This is a genomic window from Bacillus sp. SN32 (assembly GCF_002837495.1).
In the GTDB taxonomy this organism is placed as follows: Bacteria; Bacillota; Bacilli; order Bacillales; family Bacillaceae; genus Bacillus; species Bacillus subtilis.
The window spans coordinates 1,359,912-1,381,000 of sequence record NZ_PJCT01000001.1; the positions used below are offsets into that span (position 1 = coordinate 1,359,912).

The 21,089-nt window shown below is 44.1% G+C and carries 27 protein-coding genes; 4 read left to right on the forward strand and 23 right to left on the reverse strand.

Annotated features, from left to right (window positions below):
- The 19 genes from spoVAD to ansA form a co-directional block, all read right to left on the reverse strand.
- Window positions 1–1,017: a stage V sporulation protein AD gene (gene spoVAD, locus CW370_RS06945; RefSeq protein ID WP_003230465.1), complete on the reverse strand. Its 1,017-nt coding sequence runs from the start codon at window positions 1,015–1,017 to the stop codon at window positions 1–3.
- Window positions 1,018–1,029: 12 nt separating this feature from the next.
- The gene (gene spoVAC / locus CW370_RS06950) at window positions 1,030–1,482 is read right to left on the reverse strand and encodes a stage V sporulation protein AC (RefSeq protein ID WP_003223947.1); all 453 of its coding nucleotides are present in this window, start codon (window positions 1,480–1,482) and stop codon (window positions 1,030–1,032) included.
- Between the two features lie 12 nt (window positions 1,483–1,494).
- Window positions 1,495–1,920, reverse strand: a complete 426-nt coding sequence (spoVAB, locus tag CW370_RS06955) for a stage V sporulation protein SpoVAB (RefSeq protein WP_003230463.1) — start codon at window positions 1,918–1,920, stop codon at window positions 1,495–1,497.
- A complete protein-coding gene (gene spoVAA / locus CW370_RS06960; protein ID WP_015714205.1) occupies window positions 1,910–2,530 on the reverse strand; it encodes a stage V sporulation protein SpoVAA in 621 nt (206 codons plus the stop codon). Before spoVAA ends, spoVAB begins: the two co-directional genes overlap by 11 nt.
- A 126-nt stretch (window positions 2,531–2,656) precedes the next feature.
- Window positions 2,657–3,424 carry an RNA polymerase sporulation sigma factor SigF gene (sigF, locus tag CW370_RS06965; RefSeq protein ID WP_003230458.1) on the reverse strand — a complete coding sequence of 256 codons (768 nt, stop codon included), beginning with the start codon at window positions 3,422–3,424 and terminating at the stop codon, window positions 2,657–2,659.
- An 11-nt stretch (window positions 3,425–3,435) separates the two neighbouring features.
- The gene (gene spoIIAB, locus CW370_RS06970) at window positions 3,436–3,876 is read right to left on the reverse strand and encodes an anti-sigma F factor (protein WP_014477237.1); all 441 of its coding nucleotides are present in this window, start codon (window positions 3,874–3,876) and stop codon (window positions 3,436–3,438) included.
- Entirely contained in the window at window positions 3,873–4,226 is a 354-nt protein-coding gene (gene spoIIAA / locus CW370_RS06975) for an anti-sigma F factor antagonist (protein ID WP_004398633.1), read from the reverse strand. Before spoIIAA ends, spoIIAB begins: the two co-directional genes overlap by 4 nt.
- 95 nt (window positions 4,227–4,321) lie before the next feature.
- Entirely contained in the window at window positions 4,322–5,491 is a 1,170-nt protein-coding gene (gene dacF / locus CW370_RS06980; protein ID WP_024572758.1) for a D-alanyl-D-alanine carboxypeptidase DacF, read from the reverse strand.
- A 154-nt stretch (window positions 5,492–5,645) separates the two neighbouring features.
- On the reverse strand, window positions 5,646–6,461 hold the full coding sequence (locus CW370_RS06985; RefSeq protein ID WP_024572757.1) for a purine nucleoside phosphorylase I, inosine and guanosine-specific: 816 nt from the start codon (window positions 6,459–6,461) through the stop codon (window positions 5,646–5,648).
- 12 nt (window positions 6,462–6,473) lie between these two features.
- On the reverse strand, window positions 6,474–7,658 hold the full coding sequence (deoB, locus tag CW370_RS06990; RefSeq protein WP_024572756.1) for a phosphopentomutase: 1,185 nt from the start codon (window positions 7,656–7,658) through the stop codon (window positions 6,474–6,476).
- 160 nt (window positions 7,659–7,818) lie between these two features.
- Window positions 7,819–8,709, reverse strand: coding sequence for a site-specific tyrosine recombinase XerD (gene xerD / locus CW370_RS06995; RefSeq protein WP_004398985.1), 891 nt, complete (start codon window positions 8,707–8,709; stop codon window positions 7,819–7,821).
- A gap of 7 nt (window positions 8,710–8,716) precedes the next feature.
- The gene (locus tag CW370_RS07000) at window positions 8,717–8,944 is read right to left on the reverse strand and encodes a YqzK family protein (RefSeq protein ID WP_024572755.1); all 228 of its coding nucleotides are present in this window, start codon (window positions 8,942–8,944) and stop codon (window positions 8,717–8,719) included.
- A 124-nt stretch (window positions 8,945–9,068) separates the two neighbouring features.
- The gene (gene fur, locus CW370_RS07005) at window positions 9,069–9,518 is read right to left on the reverse strand and encodes a ferric iron uptake transcriptional regulator (RefSeq protein WP_003223972.1); all 450 of its coding nucleotides are present in this window, start codon (window positions 9,516–9,518) and stop codon (window positions 9,069–9,071) included.
- Window positions 9,519–9,630: 112 nt separating this feature from the next.
- The gene (gene spoIIM, locus CW370_RS07010) at window positions 9,631–10,275 is read right to left on the reverse strand and encodes a stage II sporulation protein M (protein ID WP_004398593.1); all 645 of its coding nucleotides are present in this window, start codon (window positions 10,273–10,275) and stop codon (window positions 9,631–9,633) included.
- 100 nt (window positions 10,276–10,375) lie between these two features.
- Window positions 10,376–10,591 carry a hypothetical protein gene (locus tag CW370_RS07015; protein WP_024572754.1) on the reverse strand — a complete coding sequence of 72 codons (216 nt, stop codon included), beginning with the start codon at window positions 10,589–10,591 and terminating at the stop codon, window positions 10,376–10,378.
- A 99-nt stretch (window positions 10,592–10,690) separates the two neighbouring features.
- On the reverse strand, window positions 10,691–12,010 hold the full coding sequence (locus CW370_RS07020; RefSeq protein ID WP_004398731.1) for an NAD-dependent malic enzyme: 1,320 nt from the start codon (window positions 12,008–12,010) through the stop codon (window positions 10,691–10,693).
- Window positions 12,011–12,027: 17 nt separating this feature from the next.
- Window positions 12,028–13,434, reverse strand: coding sequence for a malate-H+/Na+-lactate antiporter MleN (mleN, locus tag CW370_RS07025; RefSeq protein ID WP_024572753.1), 1,407 nt, complete (start codon window positions 13,432–13,434; stop codon window positions 12,028–12,030).
- Between the two features lie 140 nt (window positions 13,435–13,574).
- On the reverse strand, window positions 13,575–15,002 hold the full coding sequence (gene aspA / locus CW370_RS07030) for an aspartate ammonia-lyase (protein WP_003230430.1): 1,428 nt from the start codon (window positions 15,000–15,002) through the stop codon (window positions 13,575–13,577).
- A 44-nt stretch (window positions 15,003–15,046) separates the two neighbouring features.
- Window positions 15,047–16,036, reverse strand: a complete 990-nt coding sequence (gene ansA / locus CW370_RS07035) for an asparaginase (RefSeq protein WP_004399032.1) — start codon at window positions 16,034–16,036, stop codon at window positions 15,047–15,049.
- A 181-nt stretch (window positions 16,037–16,217) separates the two neighbouring features.
- Here ansA and ansR point away from each other — a divergent pair, with 181 nt between their 5' ends.
- Window positions 16,218–16,568 carry an HTH-type transcriptional regulator AnsR gene (ansR, locus tag CW370_RS07040; RefSeq protein WP_004399024.1) on the forward strand — a complete coding sequence of 117 codons (351 nt, stop codon included), beginning with the start codon at window positions 16,218–16,220 and terminating at the stop codon, window positions 16,566–16,568.
- 8 nt (window positions 16,569–16,576) lie between these two features.
- On the opposite strand, the gene CW370_RS07045 is transcribed toward ansR, so the two are convergent.
- Both CW370_RS07045 and nudF read right to left on the reverse strand, forming a co-directional pair.
- Window positions 16,577–17,740: a TIGR00375 family protein gene (locus tag CW370_RS07045; protein WP_024572752.1), complete on the reverse strand. Its 1,164-nt coding sequence runs from the start codon at window positions 17,738–17,740 to the stop codon at window positions 16,577–16,579.
- Window positions 17,737–18,294, reverse strand: a complete 558-nt coding sequence (gene nudF / locus CW370_RS07050) for an ADP-ribose pyrophosphatase (protein ID WP_024572751.1) — start codon at window positions 18,292–18,294, stop codon at window positions 17,737–17,739. Before nudF ends, CW370_RS07045 begins: the two co-directional genes overlap by 4 nt.
- Before the next feature lie 74 nt (window positions 18,295–18,368).
- Between nudF and mciZ the strand changes: the two genes are divergently transcribed.
- A complete protein-coding gene (gene mciZ, locus CW370_RS07055) occupies window positions 18,369–18,491 on the forward strand; it encodes a Z-ring formation inhibitor MciZ (RefSeq protein ID WP_003230420.1) in 123 nt (40 codons plus the stop codon).
- Window positions 18,492–18,553: 62 nt separating this feature from the next.
- Window positions 18,554–19,474 (forward strand): aldo/keto reductase, encoded by a 921-nt coding sequence (locus tag CW370_RS07060; protein ID WP_015714213.1) that lies wholly within the window; start codon window positions 18,554–18,556, stop codon window positions 19,472–19,474.
- A 31-nt stretch (window positions 19,475–19,505) separates the two neighbouring features.
- Here the strand turns inward: CW370_RS07060 and CW370_RS07065 are convergent, their stop codons facing one another.
- Window positions 19,506–19,730 (reverse strand): YqkE family protein, encoded by a 225-nt coding sequence (locus tag CW370_RS07065; RefSeq protein ID WP_003230416.1) that lies wholly within the window; start codon window positions 19,728–19,730, stop codon window positions 19,506–19,508.
- A gap of 159 nt (window positions 19,731–19,889) precedes the next feature.
- Here CW370_RS07065 and CW370_RS07070 point away from each other — a divergent pair, with 159 nt between their 5' ends.
- The gene (locus CW370_RS07070; protein WP_024572750.1) at window positions 19,890–20,807 is read left to right on the forward strand and encodes an alpha/beta hydrolase; all 918 of its coding nucleotides are present in this window, start codon (window positions 19,890–19,892) and stop codon (window positions 20,805–20,807) included.
- Between the two features lie 39 nt (window positions 20,808–20,846).
- Here the strand turns inward: CW370_RS07070 and CW370_RS07075 are convergent, their stop codons facing one another.
- Window positions 20,847–21,086: a YqkC family protein gene (locus CW370_RS07075; protein WP_003230411.1), complete on the reverse strand. Its 240-nt coding sequence runs from the start codon at window positions 21,084–21,086 to the stop codon at window positions 20,847–20,849.
- Between the last annotated feature and the right edge of the window lie 3 nt (window positions 21,087–21,089).

Below are 21,089 nucleotides of genomic sequence, written 5' to 3' on the forward strand. Positions count from 1 at the left end.
TTAAGATGCACCTCCTGCACGCTCAAATACAACCCCGTGGGCGATAGTCGGGATGGTTTCTTTTTGCTGGATCATCGTCGGGCTTAACAGCGCCCCGGTCGCCACGACAAATACACGGTTTAATTTTCCTTCTCTCAGCTGCTTAAAAATATGAGAGTAGGTGACAACCGCTGAACAAGCACAGCCGCTCCCCCCGGCAAAGACCTGCTGATCCGGAGTGTAAATCAGAAGCCCGCAATCATCATGCTTTGTGCCGACTGGATATCCATCTTCTTTTAAGATGTCTTTTACGATTGGAGAACCGACGCCTGACAGGTCACCTGTCAGGATTAGATCATAGTCATCCGCTGTCCGGTTGAGATCTTTAAAGTGCTGCTTAATCGTATCAGCTGCAGCCGGAGCCATAGCCGATCCCATATCAAAAGGATCTGTAATTCCTAAATCAGAAACCTTTCCGACAGTCGCACTTGTGATTTGGATATCACCCGGTGTCTGACTGATGACAACTGCACCGCTTCCGGTTACAGTGGAGGTAGCAGTGTCCGGTTTTTGGCCTCCGTATTCTGTCGGATAGCGAAACTGTCTTTCCGCAGTTGCATTGTGACTGCTGGTGGCAGCGAGTGCCCTTTTGGCAAACCCGCCATCAACTAAGGCTGATGCGACAGCCACTGTTTCCATTGATGTTGAACAGGCGCCAAACATACAAAGAAATGGGATTTTCAAGTGTCTTGCCACATAGTTAGCCGTCACGTTTTGGTTCAGCAAGTCGCCTGCCAGCAATAGGTCAATATCATCTTTTGTCAGATTGTTTTTTTGAAGCGCAACATTAACAGCGTCTTCCATCAGCTGCCGTTCCGCCATTTCCCAGCTTTTTTGATTACAATGCATTTCGTCATAGGTTTTATCAAATAAAGAGCCGAGCGGTCCGTCTTTTTCCTTTGGTCCTGCTGCCGTTCCCGCTGAGTTGACAAATATGGGATGTTCAAATACCCAGGTTTGCTTTCCTGTTAATTTCATTTTCTTCTCCTCCTATGACATCAGTTTCTCAAAAGCAAACCGAATCATTCCAACGATGTATGCAGCTACAACTCCGAAAACAATAACATTTCCTGCCAGTTTAAACATATTTGTCGCTACTCCAAGCACTAATCCTTCGCTTTTATATTCAAGAGCCGCGCTTGCCATACTGTTGGCAAAACCTGTGACAGGTACGGCTGAACCTGCGCCTGCGAATTGTCCGATTCTGTCATAGATGCCGAACCCTGTAAGCAGGGCAGAAATTAATATCAGCGTTGCAGCTGTTGGATTCCCCGCAGTTTTTTCATTGAAATCAAAAAAATGGATATAAAAATTTTGCAGACCTTGCCCGATTGCACAAATCAGTCCGCCCACTAAAAAGGCTTTTACACAGTTCCAGACGTAAGGCGGCTTAGGCTGATATGTTTTCACTTTTGATTTGTAATTTTCTTTTATGTTTGTCATCTTGAAACCTCCTTATGAATGGTCAATAAAGTACAGCCAATGAAATAAGGATCCCGCGATTTTCCCAATCACGATGGCCATTAAAAGAATAATGATTTTACTTCTGAGCCCGATTCGTTTTGCCAAAATCGGCAGGACATTTAAAACCTCTGTAAGAGCAGCCGCTAGCATCCCGACGAACAAACCTGCCAGAAGCCCGACCGGCACAGCTATCCATTTTGTTAGATAAAGATGATTCATATGAAGCGTCTCCCATCCCCCGCAAACCGCGCCAAGAATAACAGCCGCTTCATAAGCCTGAACAAATCTCATTGTTTTGGTGAGCTGCATCAGCCGCGGAATGATTCCCATTACGGTTAAAAAAGCAACGAAACCCGCCCCCACCGTTATGCCTCCGCCGAGCCCGACAAAAATAATGAACAATACACTAACGATCATGCAGATCCTTTATGGTTTCTTGATTCTCATGCATGGCCACATATTGATCGAGATCAAGCTGATAGTTAAACATCTCAACCTCCAGCGGGCTGGGCTCTTCATTTAGGCGCTTTTTAAATATGTGGTTAAAAAACACGATCATCCCCAGTCCCAAACCGATGCTGTATGGGATTTGAAGCAAATATGGATAGTCATTTCTCTCTCCGGTTATGATTTCATATAGTGCGATATGAACATCTCTCATGCTTACATCCTCATGAAAGTTCATGATGGCAAGACACGATCCAATAAACAGAAGCAGCCAGACACCGATAAATAGAACCGTTGATAAATTTCGCTTTCGATATTGAATTTCAACAATGGTTTCTGCTCCGCCTACGGTTTGAACATCAAGTGTCGGATCTTGTAAATGAATGGCTCTGAGGACTTGTATGATATCCAGAATTACGATATTTTTATCTTTTTCGCTCACCTGATAAAGCGGCATAGCCGAAAGTTTCTTTTTCAGCTGAAGCTGCCCTTCTATTTGCGCGGCATCTCCAACGGTAATAATATCCCCTGGATGTGCCAGCACCCGGTGGCGAAGCCGGATAAATATTCGTCGTTCCATCATTGATCACCATCTTTCGGTGGTTATATATGTAGTATGTGGTTCGATTTTGTTCTCATTCATCCGCTCGAAAAGACCATAAATTACCACGCTTTTGCACATAAAAAAGCTAGCCTGCACTGCAGACTAGCCATCCGTATGATCCATTTGAACCTTGATCTGTTTTAATATTTTCTTTTCAAGCCTGGAAACCTGCACCTGAGAGATCCCGAGCCGCTCAGCCACCTCAGACTGTGTCTGGTCTTTATAATATCTGAGATAGACGATTAATTTTTCCCTTTCCTCCAAATCGCTGATCGCTTCTTTCAGCGCAATTTTGTCAAACCATTTTTCTTCTGAGTTGTCAGCGATTTGATCGAGCAGGGTAATCGGATCTCCGTCATTTTCATAAACGGTTTCGTGAATCGAAGATGGAGCCCTTACCGCCTCTTGGGCCAGTACAACATCCTCAGCTTCAATCTCCAAGTGGTCAGCGATCTCCTGCACCGTCGGCACTCTTCCCAGTGTTTTCGAAAGCTCATCCTTCGCGCGCCGGATTTTGTTTCCAAGCTCTTTTAATGACCGTGATACCTTTACAGTTCCGTCATCACGGATAAATCGCTGGATTTCTCCGATAATCATCGGCACTGCATACGTTGAAAAACGCACATCATAGGTTAAATCAAATTTGTCAACAGATTTTAACAGCCCGATGCAGCCGATCTGGAAGAGATCGTCAGGCTCATATCCTCTGTTTAAAAACCGCTGTACGACAGACCAAACAAGACGCATGTTTTTTTCTATGAGGAGGTCTCTTGCCTGCTGGTCGCCATTTTGGCTTTGTTTGATTAATTCCTTTACTTCATGATCCTTCAGCTGAGCGTTTTTGCCGTTTTTCTTAACCTCCACATCCATAACAAATCTCCTTAATTACAAAGCGCTTTGCTTTTTGATAAGTGCTTTGTTAAGCGAATCGTTGTTCCCATTTCAGGCGATGAATCGATACTGACATCATCCATGAAATTTTCCATAATGGTAAAGCCCATTCCAGAGCGCTCAAGCTCAGGCTTAGTCGTAAATAGAGGCTGACGGGCTTCTTCAAGATCTGTAATGCCTAAGCCTTCATCACGAATAGTCATATATACGACATGATCTTCCAGCGTCACTGAAATGTAAACTTTCCCTTCACAGTTCTCTTCATATCCATGGATAATTGCATTTGTGACTGCCTCTGACACGACTGTTTTGATTTCAGTCAGTTCATCCATTGTCGGGTCCAGCTGAGCTATAAATGAAGCAACTGTCACACGGGCGAACGATTCATTCTGACTGAGGGCAGAAAACTCAATGTGCATTTCATTTTTCATGATGCCACCCCCAGTGTCAGGAGCGCCTGCTGTTCAGATTGTTCAAATCGGATAATTTTAAACAGACCCGACATATCAAACAATCGCTTCACCGCAGGAGAGATAGCGCAAACGACCATTTCCCCGCCAATTTGCTTAATTTGCTTGTATCTTCCTAAAATAACGCCAAGCCCCGAGCTGTCCATAAAGGAAAGATCCTCCAAGTTCAGCACGATATGGCGAATATCATCCTTCTCCAATGATTGAGTCACTTTTTGCTTCAGGGTTTCAGCCGTATGGTGATCGAGTTCGCCTGTTAATCGAATACAAAGCACAGATTCTTTGACATTCATGTCAATTCCAAGGCTCATGCTCATTCCTCCTTGATATGATCGGATAATGAGTGTTTCGATTTCGACGGAATGAATTCCTTCACCGTGACAAAACTAGTGGTCATTCGGCATAATTACTTAAATTTTGTCCAGTCTCCCATCGTCCGCTTCAAGAATGTGATAAACCCGGCTTTCTTCATATCTTCTTTTGCAGCAACAGGACTTTCAGCGAGTACTTCTCCATCCTTTTTCAGAACTAGAGTGCCAAGCTCTTGGCCTTTTTGAATCGGAGCACTAATATTGTCCTTCATCTTGATTTCTTTTTTCACATCGTTCATATCCTCGCCTTTTTTCGTCAATATTGAAATCGGCTCAGATGTAGAGAGTTCGATCAATTTTTGTTTCCCTTTTTTGACCTTTACTTTTGCTACTGTTTCATTTCGTTTATATAAAGGATGCGTTTCATACTGGCTAAAGGCGAAGTCCAGCATTTTTGTCACTTGCGCGTTTCTTTCTTTAGGCGTGCTCGCTCCGAATACAACCGCTATGGCCCGCATGTTTCCTTTTTTTGCCGAAGCAGTCAGACAATATTTCGCTTCGCCTGTATAGCCTGTTTTTACGCCGTCTACACCAGGATAAAATTTGATAAGGCGATTTGTATTCACAAGCCAAAACTTTTTATCTGTATTTTCACGAAGGTAATCTTCATACGTGCCGGTAAACTTCGTAATTGATTCGTATTTCAATAATTCCTTAGCCATGATTGCCATGTCATAAGCAGAGCTGTAATGTCCTTCCTCGGTCAATCCGGTCGGGTTTTTGAAGGATGTATTTTTCAATCCCAGCTCTTTTGCTTTTTTGTTCATTTTCTGAACAAATTCTTCTTCAGAGCCGGAAATAAATTCAGCCATGGCTACGGAAGCGTCATTTCCCGAAGCGATTGCGATACCCTTCAGCATTTCTTTGACAGTCATTTCTTCGCCGGGCTCAAGGAAGATCTGTGAGCCGCCCATTGACGCCGCATGCTCGCTTGTACGGACCTTATCACTCATTTTGATCTTGCCTTTATCTAAAGCTTCCATAATCAAAAGCATCGTCATAATTTTCGTCATGCTTGCAGGCGCCAGTCTCTCATTGCTGTTCTTGTTGTAAAGCACTTTTCCTGTGTCACGTTCTATCAGCACCGCAGACTTCGCTTCATGAGCAAGCTCCGATGTACGTTTTCCGTCTTGTTTTGCAAATGCAGACGGTGCAAATGTAAGCAGCATTATACCAATCAACAAAGTGGATAAAAGACGTTTCATCTCAAAAGCCCTCCATTTCATAATCCTTTTTATTTTTTCCAAGCGGGATGGTTTTATACGCCACTGATGGAAAATGTTTCGAATTTTGGGCATAAAAAAAGACAGCTGTGTGATATCAGACACAGCTGTCTTTTGGTCCTGCATTGATTCATATTTATTCGTACTGAGCGACGATCGCTTTAACAAGCTTCAAGAATCCAGCTTTTACTTTTTCGGTCACTTCCATAACTTCATCGTGACTTAAAGGCTGATCCAGAATTCCGGCTGCCGCGTTAGAGATGCAGGAAATGCCAAGAACCCGCATTCCCGCATGATTCGCCACAATGACTTCAGGAACAGTAGACATGCCGACAGCATCAGAGCCCATCGTTCTTAAGAAACGGACTTCTGCCGGTGTTTCGTAAGAAGGTCCTGTCACAGCAGTGTACACGCCTTTTTGAATTGGGATATTAAGGTCTTTCGCAATCTTTTCAGCCAGGCTGGACAGATCTTTGTCATAGGCTGAAGACATATCTGGAAATCTGGCGCCGAAATCAGCTTCGTTTGGCCCGATTAACGGGTTTGTTCCCATAAAGTTGATATGATCGGTAATAATCATTAAGTCTCCCGCACGAAATTCAGTGTTGACACCGCCTGCGGCATTTGTCACGATCAACGCTTCCACACCGAGCGCTTTCATCACGCGTACAGGGAATGTGACTTTCTCCATTGAGTAGCCTTCATAAAAATGAAAGCGGCCCTGCATTGCAATGACGGAAACTCCTTCAAGAGTGCCAAGCACAAGCTGTCCGGCATGCCCTTCAACAGTAGATACCGGGAATTCAGGTATGTCTCCATATTTCAGCTTGACCGGATTTTCGATTTCGTCAGCCAAAATGCCAAGACCTGAGCCTAAAATAAGGCCGATCTTCGGAGATTCCGGCAGGTTTTGTTTAATAAAAGCTGCTGCGCGTTCAATTCTGTCCTTCAAGAAACAGTCCCCCTATTGTAATAAAGATAAAAAGCTTTTCCCGTATTTCGGTTTATTCGATTGGAAATTATCAGCGATCGTTGCGCCAATATCAGCAAATGTATCTGCAAGCGGCAGCATTTGCGCTTTCTTATGTTTTTTGCTGTAAGCGAGAATCGGCACATACTCGCGTGTATGGTCAGTCCCATGATGAATCGGATCATTGCCGTGGTCGGCTGTAATAATTAACAGATCGTCTTCTCTCATTTTTTCAAACACTTCCGGAAGCCGCGCATCAAATTCTTCAAGCGCGCGTCCGTAGCCTTCAGGGTCACGGCGGTGTCCGAATAACGCGTCAAAATCAACAAGGTTCGCAAAGCTCAGACCCGTAAAGTCTTCTCCCAGCGTATCGATCACCTTGTCCATTCCGTCCATATTGGAAACCGTTCTGCGTGAAGAAGTAATGCCTTCTCCGTCGTAAATATCAGAGATTTTACCGATTGAAATCACATCTAAGCCGCTGTCTTTCAATTCATTCATGACAGTGCGATCAAACGGTTTAAGGGCATAGTCATGGCGGTTTGGCGTCCGTTTGAATTGACCCCGCTCTCCGACGAACGGCCGTGCAATAATGCGGCCAACCATATATTTCGGATCAAGCGTCAGCTCTCTCGCCGTTTCGCAAATGCGATACAGCTCCTCAAGCGGCACAACCTCTTCGTGAGCGGCAATTTGCAGAACAGAGTCAGCAGACGTGTAAACAATTAAAGCCCCTGTCTCCATGTGCTCCTGGCCAAGCTCATCCAAAATCGCTGTGCCGGAAGCCGGCTTGTTTCCAATAATTTTGCGGCCAGATCTCTTTTCCAGCTCTTGAAGCAATTCATCAGGAAAGCCTTCCGGGAACACTTTAAATGGTTTATCAATGTATAAACCCATAATCTCCCAATGGCCGGTCATCGTATCTTTTCCGTTTGACGCTTCTTGCATTTTTCCATAATACGCAAGCGGATGTTCTGTTTTTTCTACACCTTTGATATCTTCGATAAGACCAAGGCCGAGCTTTGCCATATTCGGCATATGTAATCCGTTCATATGCTCGGCAATATGACCGAGCGTATGAGCGCCTTCGTCATTAAAGTCAGCGGCATCCGGCGCTTCGCCGATTCCGACTGAGTCCATCACAATTAAAAACACACGATTATATTTGTATGCAGGCATCTTGAAAGCCTCCTTTTTTTCTATACGTCTATTGTATCGCTAAGAGGTCTGACAACTCAAGTATAAACCGTTTTCATTCCCGTTGACAATGTATTTGGAAATAATGAGAAACTTCAATATTTTCTGTCGCTCTAAACAAAAAAGCCGCAGCCACCTGCGGCTATGCTCGCGGATGAAACTGCTTGTACACATCCTTCAGCCTTGTTTTCGTCACATGCGTATAAATTTGCGTCGTGGATATATCCGCATGACCGAGCATTTCCTGCACCGCTCTTAAATCTGCCCCGTTCTCAAGCAGATGCGTCGCAAAGGAATGCCTAAGCGTATGCGGAGTCAGCTCTTTCTTAATGCCGGCTTCCAACGCGATTTTTTTCAGGTTCTTCCAAAATCCCTGGCGGCTGATCTGTTTGCCGTGATGATTTAAAAAGAGGGCGTCAGACACATTGTTCTTTAACAGTTTTCCCCTGGCTTTTGTCATATATTCCTCAATGGCGGAAGCGGCGGCTTCACCAATTGGCACAATCCGTTCTTTTCTTCCTTTGCCAAAGCATCGGATAAACCCCATAGATAAATGAACATCTGCCGTTTTCAACTCAATCATTTCACTGACTCGTATGCCTGTCGCATAAAGCAGCTCCAGCATTGCTTTATCCCGATAGCCGAATGGGCTCGTCAGCTTAGGCGTGTCCAATAATCGCTCGACTTCATTGAGTGCGAGCACCTTCGGAAGCGCCCGTTCCGTCTTTTGTGTTTCGATATGAACGGAAGGGTCCTTATCCGTTACTTTTTCCCTGAGCAGAAATTGATGAAAAGAGCGAATGGATGCCAAATGCCGCGCCGATGTCTTGCCGGATTTCCCCGAATCCTTCAAATGCTTTAAGTATTGGATAATATGTATGCGGGTAACGTGATTCCAATCTGTAACATGAAGGGTTTCTGTTAAGTAGAGAGAATAGCTTTTCAAGTCACGTTCATAGGATACGATCGTATTTTGAGAGAGCCCTCTCTCTACCATGACGTAGTGGATGAAATCCTTTATTTGATCTTTCACTCTTGATCTACTCCCCGTTTTGGTAAAAAAAGATCAACCGGTCGAACCATCCGCCTTTTTCATCCTGATCCATTTCAACAACTTTTACAGCGGAGCCTTCCGGTTTATCATACCGATGATAGTTTTCATACTCTTGATTCACCCATATCATAGCATAATAGAACAAACCGGTAAAACCGGTAAACAGGATGAAAACTTTCAATGCATCGACAGCTGTTTTCAGGAATCTTCCCATGTCCTAATCGATCCTTTCCCTATGGTTCCAGTTATATAAACCATATGCCAAATCAGAAAGGTTTTATACATAGAAACAGCAAAAAACCCTTTCCCCATGAGAAAAGGTTCGCGCTCGGCACCGTCTATTCAGTTTCTTTTCCGTTACAGCGGTGGCAAATGCCGTGAAACGTCAATCTATGATCTTTAATCTTAAATTTCCAATCACGTTCAATGATTTCTTCCACGTCTTCAAGCAAATCTTCTTCAATTTCATCAACGGCTCCGCACTCCATGCACACCAAGTGGTGATGAAAGTGAGCTGCGCCCTCTTTCCGAAGGTCGTAACGGGACACACCGTCTCCAAAGTTAATTTTATCTACGACTTTTAATTCAGTTAATAATTCAAGCGTACGGTATACTGTAGCGAGACCGATCTCAGGAGATTTCTCTTTTACGAGGAGGTATACATCTTCTGCGCTTAAATGGTCTTCTTCGTTTTCAAGCAGCACTCTTACTGTCGCTTCACGCTGTGGCGTAAGTTTATAGCTGGATGAGTGCAGTTGTTTCTTAATTCGATCAATACGGTTTTCCATGTCTTTCCCTCCTACGCCGCATTCCATGACTCATTATAACAAAATACGCGCAGAGTTCCAACTATAATTATTATAAACTGATAAATAAAACGGTTTTCTTTTAATAATAATTTTAAAAAAGTCTAGATGTAAGCTTTTCCATTAAAACAGGAGATAAGTATGCTTCAAAGAGAGATGAGATCAGCGCTAAAAACAGAATGACCAGCAGCACAAAGGCATACCGCCCGAACCATTGAATCGGCGCGTCATGGAGGCTTCGTTTCACGAACAGCTGTCTGATTAACTTTAAAGAAAACGCAATTGCACATGTGCCCATAATGAGATAAGCCGGAATCAGCAGCACATTTTGCGGTAAAACGGAGACAAATGATAGGAAAAACCCGCTTACTCCCATCTGATTGACTAAAAACCCGACAGTAAAGCCGACGACGATCCCTTTCAGAAAGATCATGATGAAAATAATCGGCATCCCAATGACGGAAATTCCCAGTATCCACATCAGGCCTAAATACTTTGCATTATGAAAGATACTTTGCCCAAACATATCAGCTGAACTTGCCTGTTTTCCATCCGAAAGCTGTCCAAAAAATTGACTTAAGTAGTAGTATAAATCTTCTTTCTGGCTGATGGTCATACTGTTGACAATAATCGCGCCAAAGATGACACCCATGAAAAACAGCACTGACACAAATATATAAAGAGAGAGATGATCTTTAACATGCCTGAGAAACATGTCCTTATAAGAGATTTTTCGCATACCGTTTCCTCCCGCCCGCTCTAGTGATTTGATTTAATAGATTGTATGAAAGAAACAGAAAAACATGCCCTTTTTCAAAAAGAAACGATAGAGACGAATGCTAGGCGGCTTTTTGGGGCACAAAAAAATCCCTATCATCAACTGCTGTATGATCATAAGGATTCTTATGCTTCCGCTTATTCAAAATCTCTTTTTTGCTTTTTGTCATTCTTTCATGTGTGCTAAAAGATGGTGTGCTGCCTCTTGATAATAAGACGTCACGTCCGCCGTTTCTCAATCGATGCTCCCGCTTCTTTTTCGCTTGGCTTTTTGCCATGTGATCACTCCCTTTTTTATTTTCATAGTAATGATAACAAAATTGAACACTGATAAGAAAAAAACAGCACCTGCTATGCCAGGTGCTGTTTAGCTACATTTATTTCACTGCTGTAAGAGCTGCATGCTCAACAGCTGCTGCTACCGCATGATGGACTTTTGAATCAAGCGGCTGAGGGACAACATCACCTTGTTTAGTGCAAGCTGCGATGGCCTCTGCTGCTGCGACAAGCATATCATGATTAATCTCCGTGCTTTTTGCGTTAAGCGCTCCTCTAAAAATCCCCGGAAAACCGAGTACATTATTAACAGAACGCCCGTCAGCTGCATATGCGGCGCCAGCCTGCAGCGCGGCCTCCGGTTCAATTTCCGGCTTCGGATTCGATAAAGCCAAAATCACTTGACCAGAACGTACAAATGCCGGTTTTATTAAACCCGGAACGCCCGTTGTAGCAATGACAATATCACATGTTTCCATGAGCTCCTCAATACTGGAAACTGCCTGTCCGCCGTATTGTTCGAGACGGTTCATTGCTGACTCTGATTTGTCTGTTCCGTACACAGCATTCACACCATAAGCCATGAACATCCGGCAGATGGCCACGCCTGCTGCGCCAAGGCCGATTTGCCCCACTTTCGCTTCCTTCAGGTCAACTCCCGCACTCCTGCATGCCGAAATGGCAGCTGCCAGCGTCACTACAGCTGTACCATGCTGGTCATCGTGCATAACAGGAATGTTCAGCTCCTCTTTTAGGCGATCCTCGATTTCAAAACAATGCGGCGAACCGATATCCTCAAGAAGGATGCCGCTAAAGCCCGGAGAAATATGTTTTACTGTTTTGATGATTTCTTCAGGATCACTCGTATCAAGCAGTATCGGAATACCGCTAATACCCGCCAGCTGATCAAATAAAGCAGCCTTTCCTTCCATGACAGGCATGCCAGCCACAGAGCCGATATTCCCAAGGCCTAAAATTGCGGTTCCATCCGTTACAATTGCAACAGAATTGCTGATCGTTGTATAAATAGAAGCTTTTTCAGGTTCTTTTTCGATCAGTCGGCACACGTCCGCAACACCTGGTGTGTAGACACGTCCCAGCTCTGCCAGTGAACGGATCGGCATTTTGCTTTTCATTTGGATTTTTCCGCCTTCATGTGCTGAAAGGACTTCATCAGATACGGTGTGAAGCCTGATCCCTTCTCCGAGGGCCTGTACAGCCGCGATCACTTCCTGAAGCTGTTCTTCATTCTCCACTTGAACGGTAATATTCCGCATTGTGTAATTGGGTCCGACTTTTACCGTCTCCACTTCACCAATATCCCCGCCCAGAAGGCCGATTGCCGTAGCCACCCTTCCAAGATTTCCGGGAACCGAAGGCGTTTCGATCATCAGTGTCCGAATCATGTGTTTCGCTATCATTCAGTGATCCTCCCCTATTAGCCTAGTTTTTCGGCTTTAACTGTATTGTTTTTCGTATACCATATAAATTTTCCTGTATAACCATAGATAATTGCAAGACCTATTGCTACAAAACTGAGCCACATAAACGGCAGATAAGAGAAGGTAGAAACACCTAAAATACCAGCCATGTAAATCCCATTATCAGACCAAGGAACCATCCCCGAAGTCAATGTTCCCCCGACCTCTGAGTTACGTGATAACACTCTTCTGTCCAGATGTAAGCGATCATAGCTGTCTTCCATAATTTTCGGAGTCAAAATAAGGGATACATACATCGCACAGCCGAAGATGTTTGCTAAAAACGCTACGATCAGTGTAGACAATGTGACATTGCCGGCTGAAGTTAATTTCTTTTCAAACGTTGAAACAATGACTTTTAACACGCCGAGTTTCTCAAGCAGACCGCCAAAACCAAGGCCAAAGATGATGACGACGAGAGAATCAAGCATACCGACAATTCCACCGCGGTTTAACAAGCCGTTCAAAAATTCAACATCAGTTTTAATAGAGAAGCCGTTGTACGCAGTTGCAATCGCATGGGCAATATCCATTCCTTGGAAAACAACAGCCCAGATTGCACCGAGTAAAGCGCCAATTACGATAACCGGCATAGATGGCTTTTTCATCGCCAATAAGACTATGACGACAACTGCCGGGATCAGCATCCAAATATGAATGTCAAACGTGTTTTGCAAAGATGATTTTAAGAATTCAACTTTATCAAGATCAATATTTTTCCCGCCGTACCTAAATCCAACAACTGTAAAGAGTATAGCTGTAATGACATAAGCAGGTATTGATAAATAAAGCATTGCTCTCACGTGAGCCAATACATCGACTTTTGATAATGAAGAAGCTAGAACTGTACTGTCAGACAGCGGAGACAGCTTGTCCCCGAAATAAGCACCTGAAAGAATAGCTCCCGCTACAAGAGGAAGCGGAATGCCTAAACCCTCTCCAATTGCGATCATGGCAATGCCGGCAGTTCCGACTGTTCCCCATGACGTTCCTGTTGCCACAGACATAATGGAACAAATAATTAACGTTGCCAGTAAAAAGATACTTGGGTGAATAAATTCCAGTCCGTAATAAATCAAAGTCGGCACAACGCCTCCGGCAATCCATGTTCCGATGAGCGCTCCAACTGAAACGAGAATCAGTACGGCTTCAAGGCCATTTGATATCCCATGTACAATCGCATTTTGTAAATCTTTATAAGAATAACCGAGTCTTATACCTAAAAGCATTGCAATAAACCATGAAACAAAAAGCGCCAGCTGTATCGGCAAGTCGAGAAAGACTGTAAACGATAGAACAAGTGCTAAAAATACTCCTAGTACAATAATAATTTCAAATAGTGTTGGCAATCTTACATCCTTCAAAAGAAGTCCCCCTTCATGTAAAAGCTAAAACGCTTTCAATATATAGTGCAACACGTATACTATACTTCCTCATCCCTATGTTGTAAACAGCTTATTCATCCGACTATTCGGAGATGAATAAGCTGCATTTTGTTCAAATTTTATTTTTCTAAGAGTTCTTTTCCTGCAATCCCTGGTTTTGTCATTTCATATGGATTTAAAATAATATCCAATTCTTCTTCAGTCAGCACATCATGCTGCAGGCAAAGGTCACGGACTGATTGGCCTGTCATAATCGCTTCCCGGGCAATTCTGGCAGCCGCTTCATATCCAAGATGCGGATTGACTGCAGTGATCACGCCTGCGCTTTTTTCTACGTATTGCTTCATACGCTTTTCGTTGGCTTCAATGCCTTTTAAGCAGTTGTCAGTGAACGAACGGAAGCCGTTGTTCATGATGCTGATGGATTGAAGCAAATTAAAGACAAGCACGGGCTCCATGACGTTCAACTCAAGCTGGCCGGCTTCTGAAGCAAGGCAGATTGTATTGTCGTTTCCGATCACCTGGAACGCAATTTGGTTGATCAGCTCCGCCATAACCGGATTGACTTTCCCCGGCATAATAGATGAACCCGGCTGACGTGCAGGCAGAGAAATTTCCGCAAGTCCGGCGCGCGGTCCCGACGCCATTAAGCGCAGGTCGTTTGCGATCTTCGACATGTTCATCATGCAGACTTTTAATGAAGCTGATACCTCTGTATAGGCATCTGTATTTTGTGTCGCATCTACAAGATGGTCAGCGCCGACAAGAGGAAGCCCGCTAATATCAGCAAGGTGCTTTACTACCTGTTTGATATATTCAGGATCAGCGTTCAGCCCTGTACCAACAGCAGTTGCGCCCATGTTGACTTCATATAGGTGCTGGCGCGATTGCTTGATTCGTTTGATATCACGCTCGAGAACACGGCTGTAAGCTTCGAATTCCTGTCCAAGACGGATCGGAACCGCATCTTGAAGGTGTGTCCGGCCCATTTTAATAACAGAGTCAAACTCCTGTGCTTTTTGCTTAAACACACTATGCATATCTTCCATTGTTTTCAGCAGTTTTTCCAAGAGCTTCAATGTGGAAATATGAATAGCAGTCGGGAACACATCGTTCGTAGACTGTGACATGTTCACATGTGTGTTTGGACTTAAATGGATATAATCTCCCTTTTTATGGCCCATGATTTCAAGCGCCCGGTTTCCGATAACCTCATTCGCGTTCATGTTCATAGAAGTTCCGGCACCGCCCTGAATCGGATCGACGATAAACTGATCGTGCCACTTGCCTTCCAGAATCTCGTCAGCGGCTTGTACGATAGCTTGGCCAATTCCTTCATACAGCCGTTTCACGTCCATGTTGGCAAGAGCCGCAGCTTTTTTCACAATCGCCAGTGCGTTAATCATTTCCTCATGGATTTTGTATCCTGTGATCGGGAAATTTTCAGAAGCACGGAGCGTCTGAATTCCGTAATAAACATCTGCCTCAATTTGTTTTTCCCCAAGGAAGTCTTTTTCCACGCGATATTCTTTTTGGCCGTTTAACATAATCTTTAACCTTCTTTCTCTTTGCTGGTTATCGTTTTTACATTTTACAGGACAACGTCATCAGCTATCGGCGTTTCCATAATTCTCTTGACGACAGGAAGATCCGAAGACTGACCTAGTGCCCACATCAACTTTGGCACAATTGCTTCTGTGTTCATATTTCTTGATCGGATAATTAAGTCTTGGTTGACTCTGCGGCCAACTTCGTAAATGCTCATGTCTTCGCCTTCTTCAAGACATTGAGTCGTAATGACCACGACAATGCCGCTTTCGATCAGCTCATTCACTTTTGACAAAATGTCTCTGCCTTCAAACGGCACCCCTCCGCTGCCATAACTCTCAATGACAATTCCTTTGTACATGCTTTTCAGGGCATCAAACATTTCGGGCTTTAAGCCTGGATGCAGCTTCAGCAGACATACATCTGTACATAGTGAAGTGTCAACTGTGAAGGTGTCGTTCTCAGGTTCCGTTACTTGTTTGTTGTATTCGATCCCGTCTTCATTGATAAAAGCGATATATGGGTAATTGATGCTTTCAAATGCGTCGTAGCTTTTCGTTCTTAATTTGATCGCACGCGTTCCCTGAATGACTCTGCCGTCAAACACAACATAAACGCCGCCCACGCCTTCACAGGCAAATCGAATGGCATCTGTAATATTTTTTTTGGCATCGGTTTTTTGGAACGTGATCGGAATCTGCGAGCCGGTGATGACAATCGGCTTTTTGGCATGCTGCAGCATATACGATAGTGCGGCAGATGTATAGGCCATTGTATCTGTACCGTGAGTAATAACAAACCCGTCATAGGCATCATAATTTTCCTTAACGGCTTCCGCTATTTCCACCCAGTATTCAGGCTGCATATTGGTGCTGTCTATATTCATAAGCGACTGAGTTTCCATTGTGTAATCGTTATCAAGTTTTGATACGTAACTTAGTAATTCATCAGCCTTGACTCCGGGAGCCAGCCCATTTTCCCCTTCAACTGAAGCAATCGTTCCCCCAGTTGTCAACATCAATAATTTTTTCATACCATGCACCTCTTCACTGTATCTAAAGATGGGTTGCGAGAAGGTATTCGCTTTTCGCATACTTTTAATGCAATTATAGACACGGAAAATAAAATACGCAAGACATTATTATTCAATTCGCGTACACTTCCTAATACCTATATGATATAATCAGCTCAAGGTGAAAAAGGAGCGGAAGTTCATGAATCTAGATCGTTTAACTGAATTGAGAAAAAAGAAAAATTGGTCGCTTCAATATACAGCTGACCTTCTCGGTATCGCAAAAAGCACATATGCCGGCTACGAGTCAGGCTACCGACGGCCTTCACTTGAAGCGCTCGCCATGCTGGCTGACCTCTTTGACACAACCTGCGATGAACTTTTAGGCCGCGAGAAACAAAAGCAGACTGCTCCTCAGGCCATAGAATTGGCCACGTGGAGCAGCCTTGACTTTACCATTTCTGTTGATGGCCAGCCGCTGAGTGAAGATGAAATCATCCAGCTGATTACCTTTATACGCACAAAAAGAAAAGTACAGGAGGAACTGAGTTAATCTTTAGCTCACGGTTTAATTTTACCGTAGGTTCCTCCTCCTCCGGCTTTCAATTCCAGTTTTCCGGATCTCGCTTTTACGATAAGCGCCGCGGTTTTCGGCGGGACAACGCGAGCCAAATCTTCTTCTGCAGCCTCGTGAAGAACAGCCATTTCTGTTCCGAAGGCTTTTTTTAGTTTGTCCAGCGTTTTCGGGCCTACACCCGGAACAAATTGCAGCGGGATCTGATGTACATATCGCGGACGCGGGACGCGAACTTCAAGCTGATCACTCAATTCATGCAACCTTTCGCTGACTCCCTTGGTAAATCTGGCATTTCCGCAATTCGCGCACGCTGTTTCCCCGCTTACAGCAGGCTCTCCGCATGCTTCGCAAGCCGTCTGATAATATTTCCCCAATAACGGGTCCAAGCCGTAATTTGCGATAATTTTCCTGTCATCTTGTCCCTTTAATGCAAGAGCAAATTCAGTAAAATCAGCTGACTGCACATATAGTTCATTATATTCTCTGCCGATTTTCCCCAACGAATGCGCATCAGAATTTGTTAAAAAAGGATACGGATTCAATTGCGATACGTGTGATGCCATGTCTGTATCACAGCTTAATCCAAGCTCCACCGCGTCTATCATAGATGGATCAAAAACCTCAGTTAAGCTTGATTTAACCCCTTTTCCATATAAGCTTTTATGCGGCGTAAAGATATGAGCGGGGATAAACAGGCCGCCCATATCCTGCACTTTTTTTTGCAGGTTTAAGCCCGTTTCATAAATCCGCTGCGAGCTTAAATGAATATTTTTCAGCCGGGCTGACAGCCAGTTTGAAAACTGTTTCATAGCAGCCAGCGTCGGCATAAATACGAGCACATGGATCGGTCCGCTGCAGGCTTCATCATAAATCTCCAGCTCGCTCCCCAATAAAAGAGTCGTGCTGCGATAACGGATTCCTCCCCCGTCAAGCTCGCGATATTTTCCAGATGAAATGCCTTCCTCAAGCTCTAGAATGACTTCCGGAGAATGACAGTCGATAATGCCGAGGAGTTCAATTCCTTTATGTTCACTGGCTTCAACCAAAATTCTGTCCAGCGTTAATGTTTTGGCGCCTGTTATTTTGACAGCCCTTCCTGTAAAGGTTCGGCCGATATGAATGTGCAAATCCGCGTAAATCTTTTTCATTTTTGTGCTTGGAGCGCTTCTTTCAGCTGAAGATACTGAATCGCGTAGGCTGTTTTAGCATCATATACTTCACGCAATTCAACCAGCTTTAGCGCATCTTCAAGCGTCACCTCCATTACTTCAACAAACTCGTCCTCATCAAGCTCCCGTTTTTCTTCAAGCACTGAAAGCTCCTCAGCAAGAAAAACGTGAACGATTTCATCTGCAAATCCGGGTGATGTATAAAACGCAGTTATTTTTGTCAGTTTTTTTGCTGTATAACCGGTTTCCTCTTCAAGTTCCCGAAGTGCCGTATACTCCGGCTCCTCACCTTTTTCAAGCTTACCGGCCGGAATTTCAACGATCGTCCGCTCAAGCGGCTTACGGAATTGTTTGACCATGATGATTTTCCCTTCATCTGTGACGGCTAGTACCGCTACAGCTCCAGGGTGTTTCACAATTTCACGTTTACTGGCTTTGCCGTTTGGCAGCTCTACATCCTCGACATAAAGATCAATGACTTTACCCGAAAAGATCTGTTCTTTGGCAATTGTTTTTTCTTCTAATGATTTCATTTCTTCATCTCCCGTTCTGTCTCTATATGATGCCCCATACATTTTATCATACTAGAGCAAAAGGGGGCTTCTTCGTGAAAGTGCACCGCATGCCAAAAGGTGTTGTCTTAGTCGGAAAAGCATGGGAAATTCGGGCGAAGTTAAAAGAGTATGGACGCACATTTCAATATGTGAAAGATTGGATCTCAAAGCCATAAAAGTTGAAACTTTAGCTCCTTTATATTACGGTCAATACAAAGCCTAAAAAAGGAGTGTGCACATGAGAAAGCGCAAATTGGGTACATCTGATTTAGACATTAGTGAAGTCGGACTCGGCTGTATGTCTCTTGGAACTGAAAAAAACAAAGCATTGTCCATTCTGGATGAAGCGATCGAGCTCGGCATCAACTATTTGGACACAGCGGATTTGTATGACCGGGGACGCAATGAAGAAATTGTCGGTGATGCGATCCAAAACAGACGCCAGGATATTATTCTGGCAACAAAAGCGGGAAACCGTTGGGATGACGGAAGCGAGGGCTGGTATTGGGACCCTTCAAAAGCTTACATAAAAGAGGCGGTAAAAAAGAGCCTTACACGGCTGAAAACAGATTATATCGACCTTTATCAGCTCCACGGCGGCACGATAGAGGACAACATTGATGAAACGATTGAAGCGTTTGAGGAATTAAAACAAGAAGGTGTCATCCGCTACTACGGCATTTCTTCCATCCGCCCGAATGTGATTAAAGAATATGTAAAAAAATCAAACATCGTCAGCATTATGATGCAATTCAGCCTGTTTGACAGACGCCCTGAGGAATGGCTCCCGCTTTTAGAGGAACATCAAATCAGCGTAGTCGCCAGAGGTCCTGTTGCCAAAGGGCTCTTAACTGAAAAACCGCTTGATCAAGCTTCAGACAGTATGAAACAAAACGGGTACTTGTCCTATTCATTCGAGGAACTGACAAATGCCCGCAAGGCAATGGAGGAAGTGGCTCCCGATCTTTCCATGACAGAAAAGTCGCTGCAGTATCTGCTAGCACAGCCGGCTGTCGCTTCAGTGATTACAGGCGCCAGTAAGATTGAGCAGTTACGGGAAAATATTCAGGCAGCAAATGCACGGCGTTTAACCGAGGAGGAAATCAAAGCGCTCCAATCTCATACGAAACAAGACATTTACAAAGCTCATCGCTCATAGCAGAAAAACCAGCACCTGTACGGGTGCTGGTTTATTTATATTGATGCCAATCCATTTGGCTTTCATTTAGGAGTTCTTCAAAGCTCTTATTTTTTTCGATCTCTTTTTTCTTTCTGATCTGTTCTGCTTTTTCTCTTTCCTGCCTCTTTTCATCCTCTTCCTTCAATTGGCTCTTCATCTCCATAAGCTTTGCTTTGATATCGGATTGAAGGCCGTCTTTTAGCTGGTGTTTGTCAGCGGATTTTTGTTTTTTCATTCAGACTTCCCCCATGTTTTGTTTTGAAGACAGTTTATCACGGAGCATATACACTGAACAAGCAGACTCTCTTCTGGTCACTTTCTCAGCGGAGCAGTGTTTAGGTATAATGATTTCAAACACGAATTACCTATATTTAGTTGAAAGGTGCTGTGACTTTTGAAGAAAATCCTTTTGGCCATTGGCGCTCTCGTAACAGCTGTCATCGCAATCGGAATTGTTTTTTCAAATATGATTCTATTCATCAAGAAAAAAACGGATGAAGACATTATCAAAAGAGAGACAGACAACGGACATGATGTGTTTGAATCATTTGAACAAATGGAGAAAACCGCTTTTGTGATACCCTCCGCTTACGGGTACGACATCAAAGGATACCATGTCGCACCGCATGACACACCAAATACCATCATCATCTGCCACGGGGTGACGATGAATGTACTGAATTCTCTTAAGTATATGCATTTATTTCTAGATCTCGGCTGGAATGTGCTCATTTATGACCATCGCCGGCATGGCCAAAGCGGCGGAAAGACGACCAGCTACGGGTTTTACGAAAAGGATGATCTCAATAAGGTTGTCAGCTGGCTCAAAAACAAAACAAATCATCACGGATTGATCGGAATTCACGGTGAGTCGATGGGAGCTGTGACCGCCCTGCTTTATGCTGGTGCACACTGCAGCGATGGCGCTGATTTTTATATTGCCGATTGTCCGTTCGCATGTTTTGATGAACAGCTTGCCTACCGGCTGAGAGCGGAATACAGGCTCCCGTCTTGGCCCCTGCTCCCTATCGCCGACTTCTTTTTGAAGCTGAGGGGCGGCTATCGCGCACGCGAAGTATCTCCGCTTGCTGTCATTGATAAAATCGAAAAGCCGGTCCTCTTTATTCACAGTAAGGATGATGACTACATTCCTGTTTCTTCAACCGAGCGGCTTTATAAAAAGAAACGCGGGCCGAAAGCGCTGTACATTGCCGAGAACGGTGAACACGCCATGTCATATACCAAAAATCGGGACACGTACCGAAAAATGGTGCAGGAGTTTTTAGACAACATGAATGATTCAACAGAATAAAAAAGCGAAAGGCCTCTTCGGCTCTTCCGCTTTTTTATGTTACAGAACGTCGGTAATGCCATCCATATTTTCTCTGATCCATTCAATCGCAAGATCTATCGTTGTAAACTCCTGCGTCTCGAAGGTCATTTCATCCTGCAATAGCCAGACATCTTTCTTGATGGACTCTGCTCCTCCGATTGACCAGTGAAGCAAGGTATAGGGATGGTTTTGATTCAGGAAGGATACCCACGTTTTATTTTGTGCTGTGTTCTTCATTGCCTTCAGCTTTTGTTCCACGTT